We start from the raw sequence: 16539 nt of genomic DNA, 5'->3' as shown, positions 1-16539 counted from the left end.
TGAATTCGAATCCTCGTCCGGTCGGATCGCACGGAGACACCGCATGCTGGATCTCATCGCCGCCAAGGTCACCGAGCCGCGCTTCCTGGGCACGGCCCTGGCCGCCATCGCGGCGGCTGCGACCGCCTTTGCGCTGCTCCAGCCGATGCTGGAGCCCGACCGCCTCGGCAAGCGGATCAAGCTGATCGGTGAGGAGCGGGAGGAGATCCGCCGCCGGGAGCGCGAGCGCATGAGCTCCAAGGCGACTCTTCGGGTCGCCCCCAAGGCCTACATGAGACGGGTGGTGGAGCAGTTCAATCTCAGCCGTTGGCTCGGGACGGAGACCGCCCGCAAGCAGCTGATGATGGCGGGCTATCGGTCGCCCGGGGCCGAGACGGGCTTCCTGTTTTTCCGCATGGTGACGCCCATCGTGCTCGCGTTGGTGGCGATCTTCTACCTCTTCGTTCTCGGTGTCCTCGACCAGCCCTTTGCCATCCGCACGATGATCGTGATCGGGGTGCTGCTGTTTGGCATCAAAGCCCCGGAATTGTACCTGCACAATCGCGCAAACAAGCGGCAGACCGAGATTCGGGCCGCCTGGCCGGACGCCCTCGACCTGACGCTGATCTGCGTCGAATCCGGCATGTCGGTCGAGCACGCGTTCCGGCGCGTCAGCACCGAGGTGGTCGGGCAGTCCATCGTGCTTGCCGAGGAACTCGCGGTCCTGACCGCCGAGCTCTCCTATCTGCCGGACCGGCGACTCGCCTTCGAGAACCTCGCCAACCGTATCGGACTCGATCAGATCAAGGCGGTGACGACGGCGCTGATCCAGGCCGAGCGCTACGGAACGCCCGTGGGCCAAGCCCTGCGCGTGCTGTCGCAGGAGAGCCGGGACATGCGGATGAACGAGGCCGAGAAGAAGGCCGCCGCCCTCCCGCCGAAGCTGACGGTGCCGATGATCCTGTTCTTCCTGCCGGTGCTGTTCGTCGTCATCCTGACCCCGGCGATGATCCAGATATTCCGCTAGGACCGGGCCATCAAATTCGCGTGGCCGGTGACCCGCGCGCGAAGCGCCGACCCCGGCGACGATCCGAGGCGGGGATGTTCAGCGCATCCGTTTCCTGCCATGCGACGGGCATGCCCCTGACCCTGTCACCGGACTTCGCATGAACGTCCTCACCTACGCGATCGGCGACATCCACGGGTGCGCCGATGCGTTGCTCCGGCTGCTGGAGCAAATCAACCTGCACCGAGCCGGGAGACCGGCTCGCATCGTCTGCCTGGGCGACTACGTGGATCGTGGTCCCGAGAGCGCCCGGGTGATCGAGATCCTTAGGCATCTTCAGCGCGATGCGCCCAGTGCCCTCACCTGCCTCATGGGGAACCACGAGCAGATGATGCTGGAGGCCTATCGCGACGCGCACGGGGCCTCCACGTGGCTGAGCAACGGCGGCCGCCAGACCCTCCGCGCCTTCGGAATCACCGCCCCGGAGGCGTTTCCGCGGGACGTGCTGACCTGGCTCTCGTCCTTGCCCACCGTCCACGAGGACGCCTTGCGCTACTTCGTTCATGCGGGCTTTCGCCCCGGGCGCACCGGGGTCGATCCCGACATGTGGAACCACCTCTGGATCCGAGAGCCGTTTCTCGGCACGGCCTTCGACTTCGGGAAACACGTGGTGCACGGACACACGCCGCAGCTGGAGGGAGTACCCGACAGGCAGCCCTATCGCACCAATCTGGACACGGGATGCGTCTACGGCAGAAGCCTCACCGCCGGCGTCTTCGATGAGACGCGCGGGCCGCCGATCGACTTTCTGCAGGTCGATCGCGACAGGTAGGTCAACGCCTGTTCAATGCTGATCAGGCTGGCACGGAGATCTACCGAAGTTCTCGTGCGCCAGCGCGAGTCTGAGCGACGTTTCATCTGGATCCCATTTCTCCCGGACTCGTGGGGGTCGTCCGGTGGACGAGCCTCACTTCACCGATTTCTTTGCGCCGACGCGTGTTCGTCTGCGAAAGATATTGCCGATCACCGTTGTCAGCCTCTAGCATCCTGGAGATCGGAGCCGATCAACGAGCGCCGAAGTCAGGGAGTCGAAGCGATGTCGTGGTGCCAAGCCCCGTTCGCTCCACGTGATCGCGATTGGCTGTCCCGTCCTGCCCTCGCCCGGCCTTGCAACCTTATCCGCGGATTGACGACGTGGACGCGGTAACCCGTCGCGCCTGGCTCGCTGGTGCGGCCGCGACGAGTCTCGCCGCCACGACCGGGGCCTGGGCGGAGCCGGACCCGAGCGGCCCCTTCGACCTCCTCATACGGGGCGGTGAGGTGATCGATCCGAGCCAGTCCCTGCGCGGGAAGCGCGACGTCGGTATCCGTCATGGACGGATCGCTGCCCTCGCGGCGGGTCTGCCGATGGATCGGGCCAAGCAGACGATCGACGCATCCGGAAAACTCGTGCTGCCCGGCCTTGTCGACCTGCACGCCCATACCTTTCCCTACGGCTCGGCGATCGGCATCCCGGCCGATGAAGCGGTGCCATTCTCAGGGGTGACGACGGTGGTCTCCGCTGGCGATGCCGGCGCGAACACCATCGCGGCGCTGCGCCGGCACATTGCCGCGCAGACCCGGACGCGGATGTTCGCCTTCGTGCACATCGCCAATCACGGCTTATCCGCTTTCCCGGTCGCGGAACTCTACAACATAGACCATGCCCAGGTGGAAGCCTGTGCGCTCGCCATCGCGGAGAATCCGGATTTTGTTCTCGGGGCGAAGGTCCGGATGTCCGAGAACGTCATCTTCAAGCATGGCGCCGAGCCCCTGCGCCGGGCGATCCAGGCCTGCGAATTGTCGGGACGCCCTGCCAAGGTGATGGTGCATATTGGTGGCGTCGAGACCGCCGACCTGATGAGCCGCATTCTCGACCTGCTTCGGCCGGGCGACATCCTCACGCATTGCTACTCGGGCGCGCCGAACATGGCCGGGCAGTTCACGAATATCGTTCAGGACGGCAGGCTTCTGCCGGCGGCCCTTGCCGCCAAGCAGCGTGGCGTCGTCTTCGACATCGGCCATGGCGGCGGCTCCTTCGATTTCACCGTGGCGGAAGCGGCCATCGCTCAAGGAGCCCCGCCCGATACGATTTCGTCGGATTTGCACGTGGTCTCCGGCAACACGCCGGGCATGCCGTTCCTGCCCCTGGTGATGAGTAAGTTCCTGCCACTGGGCTTCAGCCTGGAGCAGGTCATCGCGATGGCGACCGCGGCCCCCGCCCGCATCATCGACCGGGACGCCAAGCTCGGAACCCTGCAGGTGGGTGCGCCCGGCGACGTCTCGGTGATGGAATGGGTCGAGCGGCCACTCTCCCTGGTCGACACCCGCAACAACCGCCGCGACGGGACGGGCTTCCTCTCGCCCGTCCAGACGGTGAACAATGGCGTCCCGTTCGGCCGCCCGTATCAGCTCCCCTTCTCCGTCCGGTGAGGTCGTGATGATCGCAGCCTCCGACGCCGCGCTCCCTGCGGCCTGTGCCTGCTGCCTACCGCGGCGCGGCTTCATGCGGGCGGTGGCGGCCCTCGGGGCTGCAGCGGCGACGGGAACGCCGCCGGCCTCGGCGCAGACCGCAGGGCGTACGCCCTATCGCGGTCCGGTCATCGATTGCCACGGCCACTACACCACCGAGCCGCCGGCCATGCTGGCATGGCGCAAGCGCCAGATCGATGCCATCACCGATCCTGCGCACTCACCCTCGGTTTCCGCGCTGTCGGTTAGCGACGACGAGGTCCGCGCGAGCGTTGCCGAGCGCCAGATCAACCTCCAGACGGAGCGCGGTATTTCCCTCGCGTTATTCTCGCCGCGTGCGGGAGGCATGGGGCACCACATCGGCAATGCCCGGACCAGTCTCGACTGGTCGATTGTCTCCAACGACATGATCCACCGCGTCGTCACCCTGATGCCGCGCAACTTCGTCGGTGTCTGCCAGCTGCCGCAGACACCGGGCGTCTCGCCGCAGAACTGCACGGCGGAACTCGAGCGCTGCGTGACCCAGCTGGGATTCGTCGGTTGCAACGTGAACCCCGATCCGTCCGGTGGCCACTGGAGCGATCCGCCCCTCTCGGATCGCTTCTGGTATCCACTCTGGGAAAAGATGGTCGAGCTCGACGTTCCCGGCATGGTGCACGTGAGCGCGTCGGCCAACCGCAACTTCCATGCGACCGGTGCGCATTACATGAACGGCGATACCACGGCCTTCATGCAGTTCGTCACCTCGGACCTGTTCAAGGATTTTCCAACCCTGCGCCTCATCATTCCGCACGGGGGTGGTGCGGTTCCGTATCACTGGGGGCGCTATCGTGGGCTGGCGCAGGACCTGAAGCGTCCGCCACTCACGGAACTGCTGCGCAACGTCTACTTCGACACCTGCGTCTATCATCAACCCGGAATTGACCTTCTGCTCAAGGTTGTGCCCCCGGACAACATTCTCTTCGCCTCCGAGATGGTCGGCGCGGTGAACGGGATCGATCCCGAGACCGGCCACGCCTTCGACGACACCAAGCGCTACGTCGAGGCGGCCGCACTCTCCGACACGGACCGCGCGAAGGTCTATGCCGGCAACGCCCTGCGGGTCTATCCGCGCCTCGCGGCCAAGCTCGACTTGGCGCCTTCGGCGCCCTGAAGGCTCAGATCCTCATACGATCCTTATAAGATCGCGCCGAGCGGTCTCTCGAACCCTAACGCGGTTCCCGTCCATGATCCGGGCGAGCGTGATCGGTCGCAACGACCCGGGCCGATCCGCCGCACAGGATCGGACGCAGAATGCTGGACATCGCCTTCCTCGCCGCAGGGCTCGTCTTTTTCGGCCTGGCAGCCGGATACGTGCTGCTGTGCGAACGCCTCTGAGCGCGCCGCCAGGAGCATCCCCTGCCATGACCCTCGACCTCACCTTCGGCGCCCTCGTGACCCTCGGGCTGCTCGGCTACCTCACCTTCGCCCTCGTGCGCCCTGAACGGTTCTGACGCGCCCTCCGGACGGATTTCCAAGGACCCCCCCATGACCATCAACGGATGGATTCAGGTCGCGCTGTTCTGCGCGACCGTGCTGGCGCTCGTCAGGCCGCTTGGCGGGTACATGACCCGCGCCTTCAAGGGCGAGCGCACGCTGCTCTCGCCCATGCTCGGGCCCATCGAGACCGGGCTCTATCGCCTCGCCGGCATTGATGCCCGAAGCGAGCAGAGCTGGCTCGGCTACGGGCTCGCCATGCTGACGTTCCACGCCCTCGGCTTCGCGGCGCTCTACGGCCTCCTGCGTCTGCAGGATGTCCTGCCTCTGAACCCGGCCGGGCAAGCCGCAGTGGCGCCGGATCTCGCCTTCAACACCGCGGCGAGCTTCGTGACGAATACCAATTGGCAGAACTACGGCGGCGAGAGCACCCTCTCCTACCTGTCGCAGATGCTGGGCCTCACGCACCAGAATTTCCTCTCGGCGGCCACCGGCATCGCCCTCGCCCTCGCCCTCGTTCGGGGCTTCTCGCGGGCCTCGGCCCGGACAGTGGGCTCGTTCTGGGTCGATCTGACCCGCTGCACGCTCTACGTGCTGCTGCCAATCTGCGTGCTCTACACCCTGGTTTTGGTCTCGCAGGGCATCCCGCAGACCCTGGGCGCCTCCATCCAGGCCACGACCCTCGAAGGCGCCACCCAGACGATCGCGGTCGGACCCGTGGCGAGCCAAGTCGCGATCAAGATGCTCGGTACCAACGGCGGCGGGTTCTTCAACGCCAACGCGGCCCATCCCTTCGAGAATCCGACCGCTCTGTCCAACTTCTTCCAGATGGTTTCAATCTTCGTCCTCGGCGCGGCGATGACCAACGTCTTCGGCCGAATGGTCGGCGACGAGCGGCAGGGCTGGGCCATCCTCGGCGCCATGGGCGTGCTGTTTCTCGCCGGCGTCCTCGTCACCTATGCCAGCGAGGCCGCGGGCAGCTCCGTTCTGAATGGGATGGGGTTCACGGGCGGAAACATGGAGGGCAAGGAGCTTCGCTTCGGCATCGTCGCCTCGGCGTTGTTCGCGGTGGTGACCACTGCCGCCTCCTGCGGCGCGGTGAACGCGATGCACGACAGCTTTACCGCTCTCGGCGGCCTGATCCCGATGATCAACATGCAACTCGGCGAGATCATCGTCGGCGGCGTCGGGGCGGGTCTCTACGGCATGCTGGTCTTCGTCATCGTGGCGATCTTCGTCGCCGGACTCATGGTCGGCCGGACGCCTGAGTATCTTGGCAAGAAGATCGAGTCGCGGGAGGTGAAGATGGCCATGCTTGCCATCCTGTGCCTGCCGCTGATGATGCTGGGCTTCACCGCCCTCGCCACCGTGGTGGCCGCCGGTCTCGCCGGTCCCGCCAATGCCGGGCCGCACGGATTCTCGGAGATCCTTTACGCCTTCACCTCAGCCGCAGCCAACAACGGCTCGGCCTTCGGTGGCCTCAGCGGCAACACGCCCTTCTACAACACGACGCTGGCGATCGGCATGCTGGTGGGACGGTTCTTCGTCATCATCCCCGCGCTGGCGATCGCGGGCGCCCTCGCGGCCAAGAAGACCGTGCCGGCGTCCGCCGGGACGCTGCCGACCCATGGCGGACTGTTCATCGGCATGCTGGTCGGCGTGATCCTGATCGTTGGCGGCCTGACCTTCTTCCCGTCCCTCGCCCTCGGCCCGATCGTCGAGCACCTCGCGGGCACGGCAGGCCAGACCTTCGCCACGGGCGGCTGAGCGATGCGACCCGCCTTTCCACCGCGCCGTGGCCGGCGACACCACCTGCACGGACTCCGAGCGGGCGCCCGCCCGCCTCGCCCGCTGTCCGGGACCCCGCCGGCCCGACTCTCGGACCTGATCCTGGCGGTGCTGGGAGTCACCCTCCTGGGTGCCCTCGCCCTGGTGCTCGCTGCCAACTTCGCGAGCCGCGCTCTCGCGCCCTGACCAACCTCATGGACCCGGCGCACCGCGCCCGGCCTTCCCGCGACCTTCCGTGGAACTTCGCATCATGTCTCGCCCCACCACGTCCCTCTTCAGCGCCGCCCTCGTCGGCCCGGCCCTCATCGGTTCGATCCGCAAGCTCGATCCTCGGTTCATGATCCGCAATCCCGTGATGTTCGTGGTGGAGGTCGTCGCCGTCCTCACCACCGTGCTGTTCGCCCGTGATCTCGCGACCGGCGCGTCGGGACTCGGCTTCTCCGGTCAGATCATCCTGTGGCTGTGGTTCACGCTGATCTTCGCCAACTTCGCAGAGGCCCTCGCCGAGGGCCGCGGCAAGGCGCAGGCCGACAGCCTGCGCCGAACCCGCACCGAGATGACCGCCAAGCGGCTGACCGGTTCGGGTGACACCTGGGACTCGGTTCCCGGTACCTCCCTGAAGGTCGGCGACGTCGTCCTGGTGGAGGCCGGCGACCTGATCCCCTCCGACGGCGAGGTCATCGCGGGCGTCGCCTCCGTCAACGAGGCGGCCATCACCGGAGAGTCCGCGCCGGTGATCCGGGAGTCGGGCGGGGACCGGTCGGCGGTGACGGGCGGAACCCAGGTCCTGTCCGATGTGATCCGCGTGCGCATCACGGCGGCGGCCGGCTCGACCTTCGTCGACCGCATGATCGCCCTGGTCGAGGGGGCCTCCCGGCAGAAGACTCCGAACGAGATCGCCCTCAACATCCTGCTCGCCGGCCTGACCCTCGTCTTCGTCTTCGCGGTCGCGAGCATCCCGAGCTTTGCGAGCTACGCCGGCGGCGCGATCCCTCTCGTCGTACTGGTCGCCCTGTTCGTCACCCTCATCCCGACCACCATCGGCGCGCTCCTCTCGGCGATCGGCATCGCCGGCATGGATCGTCTCGTGCGCTTCAACGTGCTCGCGATGTCGGGGCGCGCGGTCGAGGCGGCGGGCGACGTCGACACCCTCCTCCTCGACAAGACCGGAACCATCACCCTCGGCAACCGTCAGGCGACCGAATTCCGGCCGGTCGGCGGGGTCGACGAGCAGGATCTCGCGGATGCGGCGCAACTCGCCTCCCTCGCCGACGAGACGCCGGAGGGCCGCTCGATCGTGGTGCTGGCCAAGGATCGCTACGGCATCCGGGCCCGCGACATGGCCAGCCTGAACGCCACCTTCGTGCCCTTCACGGCGCAGTCGCGAATGTCGGGGGTCGACCTCGATGGACGGTCCATTCGCAAGGGCGCGGTCGAGGCGGTGATCGCTTCCCTTGGTGGCCAGCCGATCGCGTCCCGCGCCACGAATGCGGCGCTCGCCTATCGACCGGCCGAGGACTTGCAGGCGGTGACGGAGATCAGGGCCATTGCCGAGACGATCGCGAAGGCCGGCGGTACGCCCTTGGCGGTGGCCCGCGATGGGCAACTCCTCGGCGTCGTGTCCCTCAAGGACATCGTCAAGGGCGGCATCCGCGAGCGCTTCGTCGAACTCCGCCGCATGGGCATCCGCACAGTGATGATCACCGGCGACAACCCAATGACGGCGGCCGCCATCGCGGCCGAGGCTGGCGTCGACGATTTCCTGGCGCAGGCCACGCCCGAGGACAAGCTCGCCCTGATCCGCCGGGAGCAGGCGGAGGGCAAGCTCGTGGCCATGTGCGGTGACGGCACCAACGACGCGCCCGCCCTGGCGCAGGCCGACGTCGGCGTCGCCATGAACACCGGAACGGTGGCGGCCCGCGAGGCCGGCAACATGGTCGACCTCGACTCCGATCCGACCAAGCTCATCGAGATCGTCGGCATCGGCAAGCAGTTGCTCATGACCCGCGGGGCCCTGACCACGTTCTCCATTGCCAATGATGTGGCCAAGTACTTTGCCATCATCCCGGCGATGTTCCTGACGCTCTACCCGCAGCTTCAGGCCCTGAACGTCATGAATCTCGCCTCGCCCCAGAGCGCGATCCTGTCGGCGATCATCTTCAATGCCCTGATCATCGTGGCTCTGATCCCGCTCGCCCTGCGGGGCGTCTCATACCGGGCGGTGGGGGCCGCGGCACTCCTGCGGCGCAACCTTCTGATCTACGGCCTCGGCGGCATCCTGGTGCCCTTCGTCGGCATTAAGGCGATCGACCTCGCCGTGAACGCTCTGCACCTCGCCTGAACCCCCTCCGCAGTCCAAACAAGAGTTGCCCCCAATGCTAGTAGCGTCCCTGCGTCCCGCCCTCGTCCTCTTCGTCGCGCTGACGGCCATCACCGGCCTCGCCTATCCGCTGGCCATGACCGGCCTCGCCGCCGCGATCTTTCCCGCCAAGGCTGCCGGCAGTCTGATCCGCCGCGACGGCACGATCGTCGGCTCCAGCCTGATCGGCCAGTCCTTCGCAAGCCCGGGCTACTTCCACGGGCGCCCCTCGGCGACGGTGGCCGCCGATCCCGCCGATGCCTCAAAAACCGTGCCGGCGCCCTACAATGCCTCCAACTCGGCCGGTTCCAACCTCGGACCGACCAGCGCCGTCCTCGCCGAGCGGGTAAAGGGCGATCTCGACGCCCTGAGGGCCGAGAACCCCGGCGCGATGGTGCCGGTCGACCTCGTCACCGCCAGCGGATCCGGGCTTGATCCCGACTTGTCGCCCGAGGCCGCCCTGTTCCAGGTGCCGCGCGTGGCCCGTGCGCGGGGCGTCAGCGCGGACCGGGTGCGCGATCTCGTCGCTGCACAGGTCGAAGGCCGGACCTTCGGGCTTCTCGGTGAGCCGCGCGTGAATGTCCTGGCGCTGAACCTCGCTTTGGACGCGCGCCTGCGGCAATAACCTGCTGCGAAGGACACCGGTCATGAAGGACTATCGATGAGCGAGGACGGCCGCGAGCGTCAGCGCCCCTCGCCAGACGCGTTGCTCGACCACGCGCGCCGGGACGAGGCGGGACGGGGCCGTCTCAAGGTCTTCCTCGGTGCCGCGCCCGGTGTGGGCAAGACCTACGAGATGCTCACGATCGGTCGGGCCCGGCTCAAGGCCGGCACCGACGTGGTGATCGGTGTCGTGGAAAGCCACGGCCGCAGCGAGACCGAGGCCCTGGTCGAGGGCTTCGAGGTCGTTCCGCGCCGCCGGGTTCCCTACCATGACAGCGTCATCGAAGAGATGGACCTGGACGCGCTGCTGGCACGGCGCCCGGCCCTGGCGCTGGTCGACGAACTTGCCCACACCAATGCGCCGGGCTCACGCCATCCCAAGCGCTACCAGGATGTCGAGGAGCTGCTCGCTGCCGGCATCGACGTGCACGCCACCCTCAACATCCAGCACGTCGAGAGCCTGAACGATGTGGTCGCGCAGATCACCCGCATCCGGGTGCGCGAGACGGTGCCGGACGGCATCCTCGATCGGGCCGACGATATCGAGGTCGTGGACCTCAGCCCCGACGACCTGATCGAGCGCCTGAAGACCGGCAAGGTCTATGTGCCAGCCAATGCGGAGCGCGCGCTGCGCCACTATTTCTCCCGCGGCAACCTGACGGCCCTGCGCGAACTCGCCCTGCGGCGCACGGCCGATCGGGTCGACGACGAACTCCTCAGCCACATGCAGGCCCATGCCATCGCGGGGCCCTGGAGCGCCGGCGAGCGGGTGATGGTCTGCATCAGCGAGGATCCGCGCTCGGCCGGCCTCGTCCGCTCGGCCAAGCGCCTGGCCGACCGCCTGCATGCGCCGTGGACCGCCGTGACGGTGGAGGGCACGCGCAGCCTCGGCCTCAGCGAAGCGGACCGCGATCGCATTGCCGACGCGCTGCGTCTCGCCGACCGGCTCGGTGGCGACGCCGTGACCCTGCCGGGCAGCCGGCGCGTGGCGGACGACCTCCTGGCGTATGCCCGCGGAGCCAACGTCAACCACATCGTCGTCGGCAAGGCGACGCGGTCCTGGCTGTTCGAGCTGTTCAACGGTTCGGTGGTCTACGACCTCGTGCGCCGGAGCGGCGCCATCACCATCCACGTCGTGCCCGGCGAAACGCTGCCGTTGCCGGCCTCTCCCAAGACCGTCGCGACGGCCCCGGGCCGCCCCGCCGTCGATGGTGCCGGCTACGGCTTCGCCGCCCTCGCCATCCTTGCGGGCCTCGGCTTGGCACTCGGACTCCAGCCCTATCTCGGGGTCGAGAACGCGGATCTGTTCCTGTTGACCGCGGTGGTGGCGGTTGCGGCACGCTTCGGCCTGGGGCCGGCACTGTCCGCCGTGGTCGCCGCCTCGCTGGCCTACAACTTCTTTTTCCTGCCGCCGGTCTACACGCTGACCATCGCCGACCCGACCAACGTCGCCGCGTTCCTGCTGTTCACCCTGGTAGCCGTGCTGGTCTCGAACCTCGCCGCCCGGGCTCGGGCCGTGGCCGTGGTCAGTCAGCGCCGGGCGAGGGCGACGGAGCGTCTCTACGGCTTCAGCCGCAAGCTCTCCGCCTGCGGTACCCTCGACGACGTCCTGTGGGCGACCTCGGCGCAGATCGCCGCGATGCTGCGCGTACGGGTCGTCCTGCTGCTGCCTGAGGGCGACGCGGTGGCGGTCCGGGCCGGATATCCTCCGGAGGACCGCCTGGACGCGGCGGATCTGGCCGCGGCCCAATGGGCCTTCGCGAACGATCGGCCGGCGGGACGCGGCGCCGACACGCTTCCCGGCGCGCGTCGTATTTTCATACCGACGCGAACAGGTCGCGGCCCCATCGGGGTGATCGGCCTCGACGCGGACGGCACCGGACCGATCCTCACCCCCGAGGATCGACGGCTGTTCGATGCCCTCGCCGACATGGGGGCCCTCGCCATCGAACGGGTCCGGCTCGTGGAGGATCTGGCGCGCGCGGAACGCGATGCCGAGACCGACCGGTTGCGCCAGGCCCTGCTGACGTCGATCTCCCATGACCTGCGGACACCCCTGTCCGCGGTCCTCGGGGCCGCCACGACCCTGCGCGACCTCGATGCCGACCTGGGCCGGGAGGCGAAGGGTGACCTCCTGGCGACGATCATCGCCGAATCCGAGCGGCTGAACCGCTTCATCGTCAACCTCCTCGACATGACCCGGCTCGAGGCGGGCGCGGTCGCGGCGAACCTGACGGCGCAGGACGTGGCGGAGATCGTCGACACCGCCCTGCGGCGCCTGGGCGCGATCCTGGCCGAGCACCGGGTCGTGCTGGCGCTCGCGCCGGACCTTCCGGCCCTGCGCCTCGACCCGGTCCTGTTCGAGCAGGTCCTGGTCAACCTCCTCGACAACGCCGCCAAGTACGCCCCGGCCGGCTCGACCGTCACGGTGACGGCGCAGGTCGTCTCGGGTCAGGCCGGCGGACCGTCCCAGGTCCGCCTCCAGGTGATCGACGCGGGTGACGGCCTGCCGGAGGCGGAGCGCGAGCGGGTGTTCGACAAGTTCTATCGCGTCCGGAAGGGCGACTCCGTGCGGGCCGGGACCGGGCTGGGCCTCGCCATCGCCCGCGGCTTCGTCGAGGCGATGGGCGGGACGCTCACCGCGGGCAACCGGCAGGACCGCAGCGGCGCCGTCTTCACCCTCCTGTTGCCGGTGCCCGCCGCGAGCGGCACCGCTTCGGACCTCGCTGCATGAGCTTCCCCGCATGAGCTTCCCCGCATGAGCTTCCCCGCATGAGCCTCGCCATCCTCGTGGTCGATGACGAGCCCCCCATCCGCAAGCTCCTGCGCATGGGGTTGGCGACCCAGGGCTACACGATCTTCGAGGCGCCGAACGCGCGTGCCGCCCTCGAGATCCTGAGCCGCGAGACGATCGACCTGATCATCCTCGACCTCGGCCTGCCGGACATGCGCGGGCACGACCTCCTGCGTCGCATCCGGGACGATCATCGCGACCTGCCGGTGGTGGTCCTGTCGAGTCGCGACGACGAGCCGGGCAAGGTCGAGGCCCTCGACCTCGGTGCGGACGACTACGTCACCAAGCCGTTCGGCATGGGCGAGCTCCTGGCGCGGCTGCGTACGGCCCTGCGTCACCAGTTGGCGGTTCAAGGCGAGCGCCCCCTGTTCGAGGTCGACGGTCTCAGCGTGGATCTCGTGCGCCGCATCGTCCGCGTCCGCGGCGCGGAGGTGAAGCTCACGCCGCGGGAATACGACTTCCTCCGGGTCCTGGTGCAGCATGCCGGCAAGGCCTTGACCCACGCCCAGCTCATGAATGCCGTCTCGACCTCGTCCGACCCGCAATATCTCCGGGTCTACATGCGCCAGCTCCGTCAGAAGCTCGAGGCCGATCCCGAGCGCCCCCGCATCCTCCTCACCGAGACCGGGGTGGGCTACCGCCTGCGCGCGCCGGACGATGGGGGCGGCCCGATCCGATGACGTTCGACGATCCGATGCCTCTCGACGATCTGATCACCCTCAACGCTCTCCTGCCGGCGGAGCGGGCCGTCTGCGGCCTGCGCGTAGCCGGGAAGGCGGCGCTTCTCGAAGACCTGGCGCGCCGGGCGGCTCGCGGGCTCGGGCGGGAGACGGCGCCGATCCGCGCAGCCCTGGCAGCGCGCGAGAGCCTCGGATCCACCGGGATCGGGTACGGCATCGCCCTGCCCCATGCCCGTCTCGACGGCCTGGAACGACCCTACGGGCTGCTGGCCCGCCTGCGCGATCCCCTCGACTTCGACGCCATCGATGAGCGTCCCGTGGATCTCGTCGCGCTCCTGCTCCTACCGGTCGACCCGCGTGACGCCTCGGTGACGGCGCTGGCCTGCATCGCCCGGCGGCTGCGCGATCCGGGCGTGGCCTCGGCCCTGCGGGCCGCCCGCGACGCACCGAGCCTGCACGCTGCCCTGTGCCGGAACGGGTTCGGGGCCGGCGGCTGAGGCCCGGCTCCGAACGCCGTTCGCCCCCTCAGATCCGAAGTTCGATGCGATCCGCCGCGATCCTCACGCTGTCCGGCCGATGCGCCGTCGCCTCGACGGCGTAGTGCAGGGCCGCCTGGCAGGTGCGGAAGAGGCCGCCGGCCCGGCCATGGACCTCGAGGGCCACCCAGCAGCCCCGCCCGTCCCGGCCGATGACGAAGCGTGATGTGTCCGGGCCGGAGATCGGGCTGTCGGGCGTGACCGGTAGGGGACGGGACATGGAGGGCTCGGGGGTTCGCGCGATCCAGGTGTCGGACCGCCCGATGAATCTGCGCCGCGGCGCGTGAGGGTTCGAGCGGCAAGGCGGCGCCGTTTCATGAGGGTCGCATCAGGATCGCATGCGCGCGCTTCGCCGCCTCGCAAGGATCGCGTGCGATCCCCTGGCCACCTCGTAAGGATCGCGTGCGATCCCTTGGCCACCTTCGAAACATCGCGCGCGATCCCCTTTGCCACCTCGCAAGGATCGCGCGCGATCCCCTGGGCAGCCGGCAGGGACCCCGGACTCCGATAACCTATGTGGTTTGCAGGTCGCGCCGGCTTTCGCACCATGCGGGGGCGGGACAGGGCTTCGGATGTGCCGCCGGCCCCGCGGCGACAGGATTCCCGACCCATGCATCGACTTTGCCGCGCGAACCGTCCTCCCGCTCTGGTGGGCGGCGCGCCGAACGCGGCTTCGTGAAGGGCGCCTCGCAGCACGCATCCGAACTCACCTGGCGCGGGCTGCTGCTCGGCGCGCTGATCACCGTCGTGTTCATGACGGCGAACCTCTACATGGGCCTGAAGACCGGGGTGACGTTCTCCACCTCGATCCCGGCGGCGATGCTGTCGATGGGCGTTCTGCGGTTGGTCGGCGGCAGCAACATCTACGAGAACAACATCGTCCAGACCCAGGCCTCGGCGGCCGGAACGCTCTGCAACGTCATCCTGGCCCTGCCGGGCCTCGTGCTCATCGGACACTGGGCGGATTTTCCGTACTGGCAGACCACCGGCCTGTGCCTGATCGGCGGGCTCCTCGGCATCGCCTATTCGATTCCGCTGCGTCGCGCCCTGGTAATGGGGGCGGGCCTGCCCTACCCGGAAGGCACGGCAGCGGCCGAGGTGCTCCGGGCGGGCGACACCTCCGGCGATGAGAGCCATCGCGGTGGCTTGCGCCCGCTCATCGGTGCGGCCGCCCTGGCCGGCCTCGTCGGGCTCTCCACCACCGGCTTCCGGGTGTTGGCGGATGGCATGCACACGACCCTGGCGGCGGGCTCGGCCCTGTTTCGCCTCGGCACCGGCTTTTCCCTCGCCCTCGTCGGCGTCGGCTACCTGGTCGGGATCGGTGCCTGCCTCGCCCTGCTCACCGGCGTCGCCATCGCCTGGGGCATCGCCGTGCCGGTGCTCACCGCGATGGGTTCGGCGGCCGCCCGGGCCGGGGACGGTGCCGCGCAGGCCGTCTGGTCGGAGAAGGTCCGGCTGGTCGGCGCCGGCATCATCGCGGTGGGTGCGCTCTGGACCGTGGCCCAGTTGAGCCGCCAGATCGCCGGCAGCCTGCGCTCCGCCCTCGCCAGCGCGCGCAAGGGCGGCACCGGGGCGGACATTCCGCGCCAGGAACGCGATCTCCCCATCACCTGGGTCGCCGCCGGAACGCTGCTTCTCGCCCTGCTCCTCGCCGGCCTGTTCTGGATCTTCGCCTCGGGCGCCGAGCTCGGGCGCCTGCACGGCGTCGTGGTGGCGGTCGCCACGCTGTTCGCGGTGCTGTTCGGCTTCCTGATGGCGGCCGCCTGCGGCTACCTCGCGGGTCTCCTCGGTTCGTCGAGCAGCCCGATCTCCGGCATCGGGATCCTCACCACCCTCGTGACCGCGGTGATGATCCCGCTGCTGATCGGCCGCGAGGCGGGGCCGGAGGGCGACCGCTTCGTCATCGGCCTGGCGCTGCTCCTCGCCGCCGTCGTGGTCACGACCGCCTCGATCGCCAACGACAACCTGCAGGACCTCAAGACCGGTCAGCTCGTCGATGCCACGCCCTGGCGGCAGCAGGTGGCGCTGATCGCCGGCGTCACCGTGGGCGCCCTCGTGATCGCGCCGCTGCTGTCCCTGCTCTACCAGGCCTACGGATTCGCCGGTGCCCTGCCCCGGCCCGACATGGAGGCGGGCAACGCCCTCCCGGCGCCGCAGGCCGCGCTGATGACCCAGATCGCCAGCGGCATCATCCACGGCGCGTTGCCCTGGACGATGGTGGCGATCGGCGCCGGACTCGGCGTCGCGTTCGTGGCCCTGGAGGCGATCCTGCGGCGGCGGGACCTGTCCTTCCCGGCCCTGACCGTGGGCATCGGCATCTACCTGCCCCTCGAGGTCGTCGTGACGATCGCCATCGGCGGCGTCATCGGTTGGCTCGCCCGGCGCCGCCTGCGCGCACGGCCCACCAGGGATGGCGAGACCCTGGCGCGGCGACGGGGGGTCCTGATCGCCTCCGGCTTTCTCGTAGGCGAGAGCATCGTCGGCGTGCTGCTGGCGGCGGCCGATACGCTCGCCGGGCGGGGCTCGTCGCTCGTTCTGGTCGGGCCGGGTTTCGCGCCCGTGGCGACGGGCCTCGGGGCGGTCGTCTTCACCGCGATCGCGCTCGGCTTCCTCCGCCTCGTGTCCCGCGCACCCTCCGCCTGACGCTGTCACGCCCGCTCCGTCTCATCGTTTGTCCGCGCCCGAGCGATGTCCGATGCCCTCCTGCAACTGGGGGGGCTCCGTCTCCCCGCCCCCCCAGTTGCAGG

13 protein-coding genes are annotated in these 16539 nt (G+C 68.9%); 12 read left to right on the top strand and 1 reads right to left on the bottom strand.

Features of this window, described 5'->3' with window-relative positions; genetic code table 11:
- Positions 1 to 43 precede the first annotated feature (43 nt).
- The 11 genes from AC0IY1_RS23320 to AC0IY1_RS23270 all read left to right on the top strand — a co-directional run bounded on the left by AC0IY1_RS23320 (position 44) and on the right by AC0IY1_RS23270 (position 13753).
- Complete coding sequence (locus AC0IY1_RS23320) at positions 44 to 1006, top strand: type II secretion system F family protein (protein WP_055952220.1); 963 nt, start codon at positions 44 to 46, stop codon at positions 1004 to 1006.
- 139 nt (positions 1007 to 1145) lie between these two features.
- Positions 1146 to 1817 carry a metallophosphoesterase family protein gene (locus AC0IY1_RS23315; protein WP_471772797.1) on the top strand — a complete coding sequence of 224 codons (672 nt, stop codon included), beginning with the start codon at positions 1146 to 1148 and terminating at the stop codon, positions 1815 to 1817.
- 362 nt (positions 1818 to 2179) lie between these two features.
- Positions 2180 to 3457, top strand: coding sequence for an amidohydrolase family protein (locus tag AC0IY1_RS23310; protein WP_471772796.1), 1278 nt, complete (start codon positions 2180 to 2182; stop codon positions 3455 to 3457).
- Between the two features lie 7 nt (positions 3458 to 3464).
- Positions 3465 to 4649, top strand: coding sequence for an amidohydrolase family protein (locus AC0IY1_RS23305; protein WP_471772794.1), 1185 nt, complete (start codon positions 3465 to 3467; stop codon positions 4647 to 4649).
- 250 nt (positions 4650 to 4899) lie between these two features.
- Positions 4900 to 4989, top strand: a complete 90-nt coding sequence (locus AC0IY1_RS23300) for a K(+)-transporting ATPase subunit F (RefSeq protein WP_055952213.1) — start codon at positions 4900 to 4902, stop codon at positions 4987 to 4989.
- 34 nt (positions 4990 to 5023) lie between these two features.
- A complete protein-coding gene (gene kdpA, locus AC0IY1_RS23295; protein ID WP_471772793.1) occupies positions 5024 to 6739 on the top strand; it encodes a potassium-transporting ATPase subunit KdpA in 1716 nt (571 codons plus the stop codon).
- Between the two features lie 271 nt (positions 6740 to 7010).
- Positions 7011 to 9101: a potassium-transporting ATPase subunit KdpB gene (kdpB, locus tag AC0IY1_RS23290; protein WP_471772791.1), complete on the top strand. Its 2091-nt coding sequence runs from the start codon at positions 7011 to 7013 to the stop codon at positions 9099 to 9101.
- Positions 9102 to 9135: 34 nt separating this feature from the next.
- On the top strand, positions 9136 to 9744 hold the full coding sequence (locus AC0IY1_RS23285) for a K(+)-transporting ATPase subunit C (protein WP_471772789.1): 609 nt from the start codon (positions 9136 to 9138) through the stop codon (positions 9742 to 9744).
- A gap of 36 nt (positions 9745 to 9780) precedes the next feature.
- Positions 9781 to 12516 (top strand): DUF4118 domain-containing protein, encoded by a 2736-nt coding sequence (locus AC0IY1_RS23280; protein ID WP_471772787.1) that lies wholly within the window; start codon positions 9781 to 9783, stop codon positions 12514 to 12516.
- Between the two features lie 38 nt (positions 12517 to 12554).
- Positions 12555 to 13256, top strand: a complete 702-nt coding sequence (locus AC0IY1_RS23275; protein WP_055952198.1) for a response regulator — start codon at positions 12555 to 12557, stop codon at positions 13254 to 13256.
- Positions 13257 to 13270: 14 nt separating this feature from the next.
- Positions 13271 to 13753, top strand: a complete 483-nt coding sequence (locus AC0IY1_RS23270; protein ID WP_471772785.1) for a PTS sugar transporter subunit IIA — start codon at positions 13271 to 13273, stop codon at positions 13751 to 13753.
- Positions 13754 to 13781: 28 nt separating this feature from the next.
- On the opposite strand, the gene AC0IY1_RS23265 is transcribed toward AC0IY1_RS23270, so the two are convergent.
- Entirely contained in the window at positions 13782 to 14012 is a 231-nt protein-coding gene (locus AC0IY1_RS23265) for a hypothetical protein (RefSeq protein WP_103708814.1), read from the bottom strand.
- 455 nt (positions 14013 to 14467) lie between these two features.
- Between AC0IY1_RS23265 and AC0IY1_RS23260 the strand changes: the two genes are divergently transcribed.
- A complete protein-coding gene (locus AC0IY1_RS23260) occupies positions 14468 to 16435 on the top strand; it encodes an OPT family oligopeptide transporter (protein WP_471772784.1) in 1968 nt (655 codons plus the stop codon).
- Positions 16436 to 16539: the final 104 nt, after the last annotated feature.

It is taken from the genome of Methylobacterium sp. AC690, from assembly GCF_979256535.1.
Note: the sequence above shows the minus strand (reverse complement) of the source record. Positions and strands in the feature narration are given on the sequence as shown.